Source organism: Paenibacillus sp. strain BS8-2 (assembly GCF_054483835.1).
Genome location: NZ_CM137010.1, coordinates 3,004,441 through 3,019,098, shown reverse-complemented (window position 1 = coordinate 3,019,098; position 14,658 = coordinate 3,004,441). Strand labels below are relative to the sequence as shown.

9 protein-coding genes are annotated in these 14,658 nt (G+C 49.0%); all 9 read right to left on the bottom strand.

The genetic code is table 11. The features are described from left to right. Positions 1-252: 252 nt before the first annotated feature. A complete protein-coding gene (locus ACX1C1_RS12980; RefSeq protein WP_458957485.1) occupies positions 253-1,026 on the bottom strand; it encodes a peptidase associated/transthyretin-like domain-containing protein in 774 nt (257 codons plus the stop codon). A 171-nt stretch (positions 1,027-1,197) separates the two neighbouring features. Continuing rightward, positions 1,198-2,214: a LacI family DNA-binding transcriptional regulator gene (locus tag ACX1C1_RS12975; RefSeq protein WP_458957484.1), complete on the bottom strand. Its 1,017-nt coding sequence runs from the start codon at positions 2,212-2,214 to the stop codon at positions 1,198-1,200. 222 nt (positions 2,215-2,436) lie between these two features. Beyond that, positions 2,437-7,800: an RICIN domain-containing protein gene (locus ACX1C1_RS12970; protein ID WP_458957483.1), complete on the bottom strand. Its 5,364-nt coding sequence runs from the start codon at positions 7,798-7,800 to the stop codon at positions 2,437-2,439. 113 nt (positions 7,801-7,913) lie between these two features. Then, positions 7,914-8,717, bottom strand: coding sequence for a metallophosphoesterase (locus ACX1C1_RS12965; protein WP_458957482.1), 804 nt, complete (start codon positions 8,715-8,717; stop codon positions 7,914-7,916). Between the two features lie 84 nt (positions 8,718-8,801). Then, positions 8,802-9,515, bottom strand: coding sequence for a histidine phosphatase family protein (locus tag ACX1C1_RS12960; protein WP_458957481.1), 714 nt, complete (start codon positions 9,513-9,515; stop codon positions 8,802-8,804). Between the two features lie 2 nt (positions 9,516-9,517). Continuing rightward, positions 9,518-10,837, bottom strand: a complete 1,320-nt coding sequence (locus tag ACX1C1_RS12955) for an ABC transporter substrate-binding protein (protein WP_458957480.1) — start codon at positions 10,835-10,837, stop codon at positions 9,518-9,520. A 94-nt stretch (positions 10,838-10,931) separates the two neighbouring features. Beyond that, positions 10,932-11,816: a carbohydrate ABC transporter permease gene (locus ACX1C1_RS12950; RefSeq protein ID WP_458957479.1), complete on the bottom strand. Its 885-nt coding sequence runs from the start codon at positions 11,814-11,816 to the stop codon at positions 10,932-10,934. Further along, complete coding sequence (locus tag ACX1C1_RS12945) at positions 11,806-12,684, bottom strand: carbohydrate ABC transporter permease (RefSeq protein ID WP_458957478.1); 879 nt, start codon at positions 12,682-12,684, stop codon at positions 11,806-11,808. Before ACX1C1_RS12945 ends, ACX1C1_RS12950 begins: the two co-directional genes overlap by 11 nt. 805 nt (positions 12,685-13,489) lie before the next feature. Continuing rightward, the gene (locus ACX1C1_RS12940) at positions 13,490-14,482 is read right to left on the bottom strand and encodes a tRNA dihydrouridine synthase (protein WP_458957672.1); all 993 of its coding nucleotides are present in this window, start codon (positions 14,480-14,482) and stop codon (positions 13,490-13,492) included. Positions 14,483-14,658: the final 176 nt, after the last annotated feature.

Sequence of the window (14,658 nt, the reverse complement as noted above, 5' to 3'; positions counted from 1 at the left end):
TGACGGCTCAGGCTGCGTGTCATGGGGACAGCATCTGAGGGAATGAAGGCGTTCAAGACCCCCTACGCCAAGATTAAGTTAGATAAACAAACAGCCCTACAGCGCTTCGGCGATAAGACCGAAGATCTATAGGGCTGTCATTCGTAATTGATCGAGCAATTGCTTCGCATGATTAGCAGCTTTCTCTTTCGCCGGCGGATCGATAAACTGATGCTTGCTCCGATCGAAACTGCCTATTCACCGTTTGTTTCGTTATTCCTTCGGAAACGCTACGTCAATTTCAACAAGAGGAAGATCTCCTTCCGTATTTTCGAAAGAAATCTCCACTGTTGACTTATACGCTTCCCTGTGCCGAATATCGATCAGCATCGGAACCTCTTTGTAATCCTTTGGTTTCCAAACGGCTGACACCTCGTAACTGCCCATCGGGACGTCTACTATGCGAGGTCCGTCTTCATTGATCGGCAGCTTTATTATAGTGTGACCCGTGCTGCCATTCATCAGCTTGCCTATCGACTTTAGAGTCAACTCCACATCAAGCAGATCAAACATCGGCGCGGTTGCATCGTCAGGATATTCGAGATCCCAGCTAGTGAGTGCCACTTCGCCCATGTAGCCTGCAAGAACAAAGTCGACGACTGCACCCTCGCTCGCCCCGAATCCCGTATTCGGTTCCGGCTCCAGATCGAACGTAAAGCTTTTTCCATCAGACTGGACCTCTACCTTGCCCCCCATCTGATAAGCCACGCTGACATCCGGAAGCTCCAGTCGATAATACCCGTCAACGTCGCTTACACCTAATACATTACTATTGTATAATAGCGTATTGTCAGCCCACACTTCTGCACCTTCAATCGGCCGTCCATCCGCACTGGTAACGCGCCCCTTGACCACATATGGCTCTGCCTTGGATGACTGGCTAGCTAGAGAAGGTGTTTGAGATTGAACCTGCGATTTATCCTTATACCATACCGCAATCGTTACTAAAACCAACAACGCCGTCACTGCAATTGCTGCTTTTTTCACTACTCGTATCCCCCTACGCAAAAATAGATTCCCCCGCAACAATACCGGATATGCCTTTTCTCAGATGCTCGCAAAGCAAGTAAGAGGCGGATGTCAGCTTGCGTCTGCTAATCTGTCTAAGCGAGAGCTGTTGTCGGTCATCAAATCATACAAATGAGAGACATTTCCGCTTTATAGACATGACTCTCGGATAACAAGCTCCGGCTTGATGATATCATGTTTCTCAGCACTGGGGTCAAAACCATCTTTAACGATGGAGATGATTCTTTCGCCGGCCACTCTTGCGTGCTTATCCACAAAGGTACGGACCGTGGTAAGGTGCGGCGTAAACCAGCGGCCCATGGGGATGTCGTTGCTGCCCATCACGGAAATCTGGTTCGGAACCGAAATTCCATTGTCCTGCAGAGCGCTAATGACCCCCAGAGCCATGGTGTCGTTATAGGCAAATATAGCATCGTACTGGCGCATACGATCCAGGTTGTCAGCAACCGTGTCGTAGCCCGATTTGAAATCAAAATTGGTGTAATAAATATCCTCTTCCGCGATTCCCATACCTTTTTCCGCTAAAGCATCCAACAGGCCCTGCGTGGTTAAATCGCCTGACTGGTGGTTTAGGATACGAATGAACGCAATACGTTTGAATTTACGCTTCGCGAAGTGTTCGCCCACCAGATATCCCATCGTATAGTTGTCGAGAGAGAGGCTGGGAATGAATTGCATTTTTTCGTTGCATCGCGTCATGGAGAATAAAGGGATGGACAGGCCCCTCAAATACTCAATAACCTCGTCATTCTCGATTCTGCGGAAGAGAACCAATCCCGCCAACTGCCGCTTCTTGATCACCCTGTCCAGTGCGGCCACATCGTCAGTCAAAGTCACATCGTTGAGCAGAATGGGATCAAAATCGTGTTGGGAAAGCGTCTCCTGAATACAGCTGAATTGATAGGTCCGGAAATCATCTTCCATGAAGCTGCGAAAATACGTGTACATCAATACTCCAATGGAATTAGAGGTTTGAGTCCGTAGGTTTCTGGCATTGACATTAAACTCAAAATTATGTTTTTGAGCCAATTCCATGATTTCTTGTTTTCTACGCTCTGATATTTGATCAGACCCGTTAAGGGCTCTCGATATCGTGGATTGTGAAACGCCAATAAGCTTGGCTAGCTCCTTTGATGTCATCCGCATTATGTAAATCTCCTTTGCCACACGCAACTTCTCCGCTAAAGGAGCTTGGTGGATTTCTTTAATACAATCTTATTATTCCTATGTGTTAGTTTACCAAAAATTTGCTTATTTTGATAGTTTGAAAAAACGGTAAAGATCCATAGACACGGGGACTTCTCTTCTGTGTGGACACGCCTTCAGCAGATGTGTAAGACCACCCGCTCAGCGGGTGGTCTTGTATTATCACGTACGTTTCAGAATAAAGTTGAGGCCGTTTGCGCTTCCGGAATTGTACCACATCAACAAATTGGCGCCTGGCGAAACGGAACTGGCGCTAATGTCCAGGAATATCCCGCTTCCTGCGTTGATCAGGTTGTATTTTTCCCCATTTTTAACGATCCACCAGCGCTGCGCAGCAGAATCATTGCTGTCGTTCTGGGCTACCGGGTTGCTTAGCGTGTTGACTCCGTTCTTGTTCTCCATAACCTTACCAGTGAGGAAATTTGTTATTTTGTACGTCCCATCGCTTTGCCGCTGGAACAGGAATATCTGCTCCTTGGAGCTTGCCGTTCCTTTGGCGGCGGTTTTGAACTGCGTCCCGTTGTTTGAGTCGGCTATGCTGATATTGGTTGCATTGGTATTGTTCGTGATGAAATAATATGCGTCCAATATCTTTTCTGGAACGATCTTCTTCCATACGGCATACAAGGTCATACTGGCGTCTGTGGCATAGGCTTGTTTCGGAACATATATCCTGGCGCTCCCTGCGCTGCTCGTATCCCATCCGTCAAAATAATAGCCCGCTCGAGTTGGGATTCCCCCTGACAAGTTCAGATTGACACCGCTAACCTTCATCTGTGGCGCCGGCGCTCCCGTGCCGCCATTGGCTTCATAACGTATGGACATACCCGCAGCGTTCAAGGTGAAGTTAAGACCATTCGCGTTTCCGGAATTATACCACATCAAGAGATTGGCTCCTGCCGCAACCGAACTGGAGCTGATGTCCAGGAAGATGCCGCTTCCTGCGTTGATCAGGTTGTATTTGGTTCCGTTCTCGACGATCCACCAGCGCTGCGCAGCAGAATCATTGCTGTCGTTCTGGGCTACCGGATTGCTCAGCGAATTGACTCCGTTCTTGTTCTCCATCACCTTACCGGTGAGCGAATTGGTCACTTTGTAAGATCCATCACTCTGCTGCTGGAACAGAAAAATTTGATCTTTATCGTTAACCGTGCCCTTCGCGGCGGTTTTGAACTGCGTACCATTGTTCGAGTCGGCTATGCTGATATTGGTTACATTTGTGTTGTTCGTAATAAAATAGTAGCCGTCTGTCACTGTTGCAGGAACAATAGGTTTCCATACCGCATACAGGGTGACGCTGGCATCCGCCGTATACGTCTGATTCGGAGCGTATACCCTGGCGGTTCCCGCGCTGCTCGTATCCCATCCGTCAAAATAGTAGCCCGCTCGGGTCGGAATTCCCCCTGACAGGTTCAGGTTCACGCCACTAACCTTCATCTGCGTTGTCGGCACACCCGTGCCGCCGCTTCCGTCGTAGCGTATGGACAAACCTGCAGGATTCAAGGCGAAGTTAAGGCCATTCGCGCTTCCCGAGTCGAACCAGATCAAGAGATTCGCCCCTGCTGCAACTGAACTGGAGCTGATGTCCAGGAATATACCGCTTCCTGCGTTGATTAGGTTGTATTTGGTTCCGTTCTCGACGATCCACCAGCGCTGCGCAGCAGAATCATTGCTGTCGTTCTGGGCTACCGGGTTGCTGAGCGTATTGACGCCGTTCTTGTTCTCCATCACCTTTCCCGTAAGGGAATTAGTAATTTTGTACGATCCGTCGCTCTGTCTCTGGAACAGGAAGATTTGCTCCTTGGTGTTAACCGTTCCTTTCGCGGCGGTTTTGAACTGCGTGCCATTGTTCGAGTCGGCTATGCTGATATTGGTTACGTTCGTGTTGTTCGTGATGAAGTAGTAGCCGTCTTCCACTGTTGCAGGAGCAATAGGCTTCCATACCGCGTACAGGGTGATGCTGGCATCTGCCGTATACGTCTGATTCGGAGCGTATACCCTGGCGGTTCCCGCGCTGCTCGTATCCCATCCGTCAAAATAATAGCCTTCGCGAGTAGGGATTCCTCCTGACAGGTTCAAGTTGACGCCGCTAACCTTCATCTGTGGCGCCGGTGCTCCCGTGCCGCCATTGGCATCGTAACGTATGGACATCCCCGCAGCGTTCAAGGTGAAGTTAAGACCATTCGCGCTTCCGGAATTATACCACATCAAGAGATTGGCTCCTGCCGCAACTGAACTGGAGCTGATGTCCAGGAAGATGCCGCTTCCGGCGTTGATCAGGTTGTATTTGGTTCCGTTCTCGACGATCCACCAGCGCTGCGCAGCAGAATCATTGCTGTCGTTCTGGGCTACCGGGTTGCTCAGCGAATTAATCCCGTTCTTGTTCTCCATAACCTTGCCTGTGAGCGAATTGGTCACTTTGTACGATCCGTCGCTCTGCCGCTGGAACAGGAAAATTTGCTCTTTATCATTAACAGTGCCCTTCGCAGTTGTTTTGAACTGCGTACCATTGTTCGAGTCGGCTATGCTGATATTGGTTACGTTCGTGTTGTTCGTGATGAAGTAGTAGCCGTCTGCCACGGTTGCAAGAATAATCGGCTTCCATACCGCGTACAGTGTGATGCTGGTTTCTGCCGTATACGTCTGATTCGGAGTGTATACCCTAGTGGTACCCGCACTGCTCGTATCCCATCCGTCAAAGTAATAGCCATCACGGGTCGGGATCTCACTTGCCAGACCAAGGCTTACGCCGCTTTGCTTCAATTGCGACGCCGGTGCGCCAGTGCCGCCGTTTGCGTCATAGAACACCTGATTTGAATTGAACGCTAGGTCAACAACCACAGGATAATGGTCGGAAGCATCGATTGAACTACCGTTGACATATACCCTATGAGTCAGTGCGGTAAAGCTGTTTGGATCATAGAATACCAAATCTTCGTTGACTCTGTTTGTCTCGCCAATACCAGCGGTATGGAATGTGCCGTAACCAGGAGTATGCTGGACCAAGGCGTTGTCGGTCGCATCCAGATAACCGTTTTGGATGACTAGATTATAAGGCGCATGACCTTTCCAGAAGAACCAGTCTCCGCTTAAGATAACGGGGATATCTCCGTACTTAACCAACAATTCATTTACTCTATCTATCGTTTGTTCGGCAAAGAAAGTAAACTTCCCACCCGGCATGAATTGATCGCCATAATGGTTGTTTGAGACAAGGAAGACGTGCCCAGTCGCTAGTTCCCTGAACAATCCCCATGTGTGGTAATGAAAGTATACTAGTTCCCCGCCATACAGCCTAAACCCCGAATCAATGACTTCATATTTTTCGGTACGGTATGCAATCGGACTTTCATGATAGGAGCCTATTCTTGGGTCTTCGAGCGTCGATAAGTCATAAACATTCTCGAAGGGAGCTTTATCAATCGTATAATAATCTTCTATTAAATCAACAATCCGATAGGCAATATCATTTAGGAATTCATTAAAGGTAATGATGTCCGGCAAGGTCGCCAAGTAGATATCCGCCGCAAGCTCTGCGCGTTGCTGGAATGAATATCCGTTCACGAATTCGGGCGAAGGGAACAATATATTGCTTTGCATGACTTTAATGTCCGTATCGACAGGAGACACCGCATACGCCTCCGTCTTACAATCCCCGGACAGATTTAGGCCGGTTCCTATTTCCAAGCTGCTTAGTCCGTTCAAATAGGCTTCGAAAGCGTCTTCCGCCTTGTCACCCGACATCTTGCCTTGGCTTACAATTAGCAGCTTATCGGAAGCGGGCTTAATCGTATAATAAACATTCGGCCTGTCGTACGCTGTGTAAACATCGATGCTGGCCTGTCTTGATGTACTGCCCACCAGAATTTCTTTGCTGCTTTCGGGTTCGGTATCGGGAACAACCTCCAGATTCGCTCCTGTTTTATTCAGGATCATGTCATGCACGTTGTTCGCCGATTCCTTTGAGAAAACCAGCTTCGAGTTATAGACGATCTTATATTCCGTGATCGGGTTGTCGTTAATGGTATAGTCTGAGATTCCGCTGTCCCAGTTATCTTCGACCTCCTCGCTGCCCTCCATGATTAGTCCGGCATAAACCTTTATGTTTTTGATGGCGGACTTTACCGTAGTCGGAGTGGTGGAGTCCTCGAAAACATCTTGAATAGCCAAAGCAAGGACATCGCTGGTATATCCGGATTCAAGATGTCTTTGGAGCGGTTTGCCTACATCTCCATTCAGAAGCTTGATGCCGTTGATATAAACGGTGATCTGATAGCCGTCGATTTCAAGAGCTACATGATTGTAGCCATCATCAACATATATACTGCCATCCTCCATCATAGCGTCGTTATATTCAACATAGGACGCATAACCATTAGGATTCTGCCCATACAACAAGGTGCCTTTACCCGCGGGATGGTCCTCGAAACCGGCCGAGCTCATATAGGAACCGTTGGTGCTTATTCGAAGCCCGGTACCTGCGTCTACCGGCATTTTATTCTGATAGGTAATCGTATATTTGGACCGGGAATGAAGAGAGAGGTTCGTATAGCCCCCGTATAAAGCCTGGTTCGCAACATCTAGTCCATATAAAGTCTCGCCGACGACGCTGTGATTCAAAGTCGATATCGTTGCGCCTTCTAATGCGTCATAAGAATAGGTCGCCATATCCTCTGAGGATTGATGATCAATGCCCGGCGTATACACTGCGCCCTGCTCTCCTATTGCGGGCTGCGTTAAATCAGAAATACTAAGTAACGGTTCATCATCTTCCACCGGCGTTATTCCGCCGCGAACCAATAATCCCTCGTATACCTTCACGTCATGAAGTCTCACAAACACGTCGGAACCGAAGGTAAACAATATCATCGATAAATTCTCGGTTCCAAACTCCAAAACAGGGGTAGACCCAACAAATGTATAGATGCCTCCCGATTTAATGTAGCATGAGATAACACCTGTTACGCCGTCCACCTCATACTTAAAGTATTGAGTCGCTCTTCCGTCCTGATCCATATCCGTATCTTTCTCAGGATAGGTAACGAACCGATAACCTTCAGGACCTTGCTCCTGATTGCCTATCTGATAACGTGCTACATACATCTGTCTGGAGCCAAAGGTACTGAAGCCATAGGATAAGGCGCCATTGCCGTTCAGATTCTGCGAATCGTTGAAGGCATGGACGCCCGCGCTTCCCGAGGCCTCGTCGGTACTTCGGGTTATAGAAAACTCAACCGTGTAGGTGTTGTTTTTAAGCGGCGTATTGGGAATTTCGCCGCCCCAGAAATAACCGGATCCCGCGGCTCCGCTAATCGTCGCCGAAGATCCATCCTGCGATATATCCACAATTGGAGTGCGCAAGTCGGCCTTGCTAATAAATCCCCAGTTGGGATCATTAAAATTTGCTTGGTACAGCAATTGTCCCTCCTGTGCTTCTAGCGAATTCGCCATTGCTGGCATAGATGGAAATAAAGAAAGCATCAAGAACACCGTTAGCATAATGGAGATCAACTTATTTTTCATCATAAATCCCTCCTCGCATAGTCGTTCTTAAAGACAAATTCCAATTCACACCCAGCCCCCCGATAGGTGTGAATGCCGCCTTCACCCTTTCCAAATTACTTTCCTTCCGTATCCTCTCAACGCGCGAGCAATACTCGCTTTGCGGGGCGGCCATTGTTGCGTGTGCTGTCGTACACGGCGGCGATTATGCCGCTTGGTCCAACTTCGACCACCCAATAACAGGTGCGGGTCCGCCCATCCACCACCGATCGCAAGGTGTGATAACCAACTCCGTTCGTCACACTCTCATGTCCGGTATGCATATGTCCTTGAAGCACCACCACGGATTTCTTGCAGTTTTCCAGAATGCGGCGTACCTCCGGGGCGTTAATAATGACATGGGGATCCTCGATGTCATCCAGCAATGCATGCACCATCAACACCACAATATCGGGCTCAGCCGCCGCCAAATCAGTCTCAAGCCAGCTTAGCTGCGGCTGGGGAACGTAACATTCGTCCCATTTGTTCATTCCTGGTCGGTAAGGAATGCCCTCGGCGTTGAAGTTACAGTCCAGCGCTACAAAGTGCACACCTTTGTGGTCGAAGGAATACCAGGTTTGTCCGCCCGGCATTTCCCACAATGCGGCGAGCTCGTCTCTCGGTACGGAATCTACGTCGTGGTTGCCTAGCAGATAATACATAGGTCCATTGAATTCGCGCATCACCGGCATGATAGCAGCCAGTGCCTCTCGGCCCTTGTCCGGCTGATCAGGCCAGTCAATGAGGTCGCCCAGGTGTACACAAAAATCCACGGATTGTTCGTTGAACGCGTCCATGCAATGACGCACTTTGCCTAATGCGTTGCGGTAATAACGCCCCATCCGCATAGGCCGCTCTGCATATTGGATATCCGCCAAAAGACCAAAGCTGAATTGTTCCATCTCATTGCTCCTCCGAATATAGGTAGGTGATTGATTTGATTGTCATTATAAATACCAGCCCCGGTAGTCTGGGGCTGGCTTCTATTATTGGAAATTGTATAACAACCCGCTGGTATTTTTGTTCGGGCCATTGGCTGACAGATGCGAAGTGTCGCCAATGCACACGAGTCTCGGGTTAATCCGGTACGTATCATATTGCTCCAAAAGCACCGTAGATACTGAGGTAGGCGGGAGCCACACCGAACGCCAAAGTGCAGCCACCGGTATGTCCATGATCAAGGACAATAACGCTAGCCCAACGCCATGGTGACAGAATATCGCTACGTCGTTGCCCATTAGCGGGATATCGCTCGTCCAGCCTTCGCCGGTCACCTGAATATGGGATTGTCCCAGCCATTCGAGCCAGTTGTTGCGTAAATCCTGAAATCGGTTGGCGGTGAGAGGCTGAGGGAACAGCTCGCTGTTTGCTCCATGCTCTTTTTCTCCACCTTCTACTACCCGCAATTGATGCACGGGCAGGTTCCAGATGACCACCGGGTCTATCAGCTGACTTGAATCCGGAGTGGCTTTCAGTTCATCCATCTCCCGCATCCAATTCAGGATCTGCACGGGTTTATCAATCCGCTCGGCCGTATACCGGGCGGTAGCTTGTGCCCTTCCCATCGGAGAGGAGAAGATCCTCTCCAGAGGCAGATGCTCCATTCGCTGTGCCAGTGCTTGGGCTTCGCGTACGCCAAGCTCTGTCAACGTGTCATTCTTGTAATCAGGGTCGCCATGTCGAATAATATGCAGCCTCATAATCAGTTGTCCAAGAAGGCTTGAGCTTCTGTTTGCGCCCGTCGCAGTGTTTCGGTAATATCAGCATTGTTCAGATAGCTTTCATCCAGCGCCAATTTGAAGGTGTTGGACACATCAGAGAATTTGCTAGAGACCATGAAAGGGCTTCTCAAGATCGGAAGGAACTCTAATGTCGTAGCCATCTGAGGTTTTTCCTCATACATCGCCTTCATCTCAGGCAAATCGTAGGCGGATTGACGCGGGCCGAAGTATCCGCTGGCGATCATCCATTGAGCGGAAACTTCAGGGCTGGTCATGTATTTCACAAACTCCCAGCTTGCATCAATTTTCTCCTCTGCATGCTCGCCGATGATAACGAAGCCTCCGCCGCCCAAGAGCGCAACCGGATCTTTGCCGTCGCCGGCCGGAATGCTGGTGATGCCCCAGTCGAAGGTCGCAGTATTGGATACATTACCCAAAGAACCGCTGGAATTTGTCATCATGGCTGTCGTTTCGGCAAGGAAATTCTCCGCTGCGCCGCCGTAGCTCGTGTTATCCTCTGCAAGGCCGGAGTCCATCAAGCCTTTGAAGTAAGAAACGGTTTCGATAAGCTCGGGATTGTCAAGGGCCATGGTCTCCATATCCTTATGAATGACGCCGCCATTGGACAATGTTAGAGCCTCGGTCATCCAGTTATCGCCCATAAACTCAAAAGGTACAAGGCCATCATCGTAGGCCTTAATGGCTTCACTAGCCGCTTTCAACTCACTCCAAGTAGCGGGTGGGTTCTCGGGGTCAAGGCCAGCTGCCTTCAAGATATCTTTGTTATAGTACATGATCGTGCCGCTATGCTGGAAAGGCATGCCGTACAGCACATCGCCAGGGTATTCGAACAACGTGAAGAAGCCCGGTATATAATCGTTCAGGAAATCCTGCGGCTCCTTGGCGATCAGCGTGTTCATATCCACCAGCGCGTCGATGCTGAGCAGGTTGGAGAGATTGTAGCCGCTAAGTACGACGTTCGGAGCATTGCCGCCGGAGATGGCCGTAAGGGTCTTCTGCAAGGTTTCATCGTAGTTACCCGTGAAAGTGGCAGTTACGCGGATGTCGGATTGCGATTTGTTGAACTCGCCTACGATCTTCTCCATGGCTACAGCTAGCGGCCCCGAGGTCTGAGTTGGGAAATAATAGACCAACTCAACCGGATCGCCTTTACTCCCGGAATTTGTCGACGAGTCTCCTGAGGTGTTGTTGCTGCAACCAGCCATAAATACAAGAGTCAGAGATAACGTGGTGCTAAGCAGTGCCCAGCTTTTGTTTTTCAACATGCTACTGTTCTTCATTGAACTTTTCCCCCATTCTAATGTTCATGCATAGGCCAAACGTATATCTTACAAAGTTACAGACATCATGGGCCGGAGCTCATGTCGCGGCTGCTTACTTGATGCCCGAAGTGACGAAGCTGTCCACCAGTTGGCGTTGGAAAAAGATAAAGGCTACTAGCAGAGGCAACACGACTAATATCGCAGCCGACATGGTTAATCCCCATTCCGAGGCGCTTTCCGCTTGAGTGCCGAAGTAGGCCATGCCCACAGCAAGGGTACGCTTTTGCACCGATTCGGTAATGACCATAGGCCAGAAGTAGTTATCCCATTGATACACGAGCGATGTGATCGAAAACGCGATGATCCGGGATCTTATTGTAGGTAAACCAATTACCAGCATATACCTGAAATCTCCGCAGCCATCGATGCGAGCGCTATCCTTGAGCGCGCCGGGTATCTCCAAGAATGCACCGCGGAATATGATGATGGCAATGGCCGAAGCTACACTTGGAAGGGCAATGCCCAGCAAGGTGTTGTACAGGTTCAGTCCATTGATCGTCATATAGTTGGGCAACAGCAGGCTTTCCGGAGAAACCAGCAGTCTCGCCAGCACAAACAGGTAGAAGAAGCTCTTAAGCTTGAACTTAAGGCTGGCAAACGCATAGGCAGCCGGAATACTTATGCAAAGCTGTGCTACCAATACCCCCACCGCTACGATGATCGTGTTTTGATAAAAAACACCCCAAGGCGCCCGGCGGAACACTTCCTGCATATTCTCCACAAACATGAACTTCGTTGGAATGATTGAAAGCGGCTGCTTCAGCACATCCATCTGATCTTTCATACTGGTAATAATGATCCATGCCAAGGGCAACAGGAACATAAGACTGATAACCAGAATAATGGCGTTAAACACGATCATGGACGCGATTTTTTTGCGTTTGGCCGACGCGCCGCCGCTTTTGTCCCAAACAGAATTTGCTGCTTTAACGCTCATATTCAACCTTCCTCTCGCCGTATTTCAGATACACGATTGTGAAGGCAACCAATACGAGCAAGAATATCGTACTCATGGCACTGCCGTAGCCAAGGCGCCGATTAATGATGCCTTCCTGGTAGATGTAGTACATCAGTACATTGGAGGAATGGCCTGGGCCGCCCTGCGTCATGATTGCGACAAGATCCATTGATTGGAAACTACTGGTGACGCACAATAGACAAACGACGAACAGTGTAGGAGTCAGCATTGGCAGCGTGAGTTTGAAATAGCTCTTAATTGGATTATTCGTTTCCAGCGCCGCCGCCTCGTAATACTCCTTGGAAATGTTCTGCATCCCCGCCAAAATCAACAAAAAGCTGAAGCCAAGCGATTTCCATACCGAGACGATGATGAGTGCCGGCAGCGCGTAATCATAACTGCTCAGCCATGGGATACGTTCGTCCAGCATCAAGTTAATGGCCCCGCGTGACGGATTGTACAGATAGATCCACACCATGGCGGCCACAGCTATAGGCAACACGTAGGGATAAAAAGCCGACAACCGAAATAATGTGCGGAATTTAACAGCCTTACTGTTGGCCACTGCCGCTAACAGCAGCCCCAGCACCATGGTGAGAATAACTTGAGAAAAGCCGTAAATGGCCGTGTTCCCAACAATTCGCCAGAAGTGCCGATCCTCCGTCATATCCGAATAGTTGTCGAGACCGACAAAATCCATTTGGGTCGCAATGACGTTGGTTTCCACAAATGATAAGAATACAGTTCGCAGCATGGGATATACACTGAACACCCCAAAAATGACCACCATGGGCAAGATATATAGATACGGTTTAACTTCCCATTTGGCCGATGACCCTCTTACCAATAGCTTTCCTCCCTCCTAAAGGGGGTTGACTTTGACCCGCTCCGTTGATGTCTTCCGCATACTTTTAGACTACTTTGCAACATGCGTAAGATCCGCCAGTGCACTTGGTGGATGAGTCTGTTGCAATTACGCATTCGTATGCGTTATTCAATTTATATCATACTTCCGAGTCGCTTGCCTAGGTGTTTTACAATTAAAACAAAATAAATTTAAGCGTTTACATTGAATTTACAATGGTTGTTGTGAATCTCATTTACAGCTAATAAAAATAAATATTACAATATTGGCGAGGGATGTAACGATCGTTTTCCATCTTAGCGGAAGCGGCTATTACTTTGCTTAGAGGCGGCTTTTAGGTAATCATCATGTGGATGAGTCTGTTGCTTCTCGCACCAAATCCGGGTTCGCAGGCCAAGCAGGATACAATCCATGTTCCGAGTTATGTAGCCAAATAGAACGACATGAAACCCTTCGCTTCGCATACATGCCTAAAAATGAATTTTCGAAAAGGAGATTTAAAAATCAAAATGCGCTCTCTACATTACCCATAATATGGTTTTGTTTATTGCGCTTACTCTGCCCGCGACGCGGGCAATAGCCCGAAAAAGTCGGGCTATCCCGCTCTCTCCGGCCGCGACGCAGGCAATAGCCCGAAAAAGTCGGGCTATTTCGCTCTCTCCGGCCGCGACGCGGGCATTAGCGAACAAAGAGCCCACTTCTCCATCAAATGGAGAGGCAGACTCTTTGTGCGTTCATCTTCACTACGATAGTTTTTCGCTCTTCGGCGCAACCTTGCCCTTCGCCCCTAACCTCGATGTTCCTCCGCCTCATCATGCTCCTTGGTTCCAAACTCACGAAGTAACGCGCGCACTTCACTCGTTGATTTGGCACTCATTAAGTGATTTCTAAGCTCGCTTGCTCCTCGGAATCCGCGAACATAAATTTTGAAGAAACGGGCCAGAGCACTAAACGAACGTCTTACCTCTGCCGAATAATGATCATGAAGATCGAGATGCAATCGCAATAAATCAAGCAATTCCTCACTACTGTGCTCTTGCGGCTCTTTCTCAAAAGCATATGGATTTTGAAAAATACCGCGTCCGATCATAATTCCGTCCACACCGTATTGCTCAGCGAGTCGCAAGCCTGTCTGACGGTCAGGAATATCCCCGTTAATGCTCAGCAGAGTATCTGGTGCCACCTCATCGCGAAGCTTCTTAATTTCCGGAATCAGTTCCCAATGTGCATCGACTTTGCTCATTTCTTCTCTTGTGCGCAGATGAATGGACAGATTGACAATGTCTTGTTTCAAAATATGGGTCAACCAGTCGCGCCATTCGTCTACGTCACTAAAGCCGAGCCTTGTTTTCACACTGACGGGCAGTCCCCCGGCTTTAGCCGCCTGGATGATCTCCGCAGCGAGTTCGGGTCGGCAGATCAGGCCGCTTCCCTTTCCATGCTCTGCTACATTCGGTACAGGACATCCCATATTAATGTCGATGCCCTTGAACCCTTCCTTCGCCATGCCAATGCTCATTTCGCGAAAAAATTCCGGCTTATCTCCCCAGATATGTGCTACAATGGGCTGCTCATCTGCGGTAAACGTCAAGCGCCCGCGCACACTGTTGTACCCTTCCGGATGACAATAGCTCTCTGTGTTCGCAAACTCCGTAAAGAACACATCCGGTCTGCCTGCCTCACTAACAACATGACGGAACACCACATCCGTCACATCCTCCATCGGCGCCAGTACAAAAAAAGGTCGCGGAAGCTCACGCCAAAAGTTCTCTTTCTTCATCATTACCAAACTCCTCTATGCCTGCCAGAACAAATTGCTGTCCCGTAAATAGTAAATTTCTTTGATAAAGTATAACACAAGCCCACGAACATCATAATCAACTGCTATCATTTTTTCATTTGACAAATTCGGGACTTGAACCCTGGAGATCGCGCCTACGCTTGGCGCACCATAAA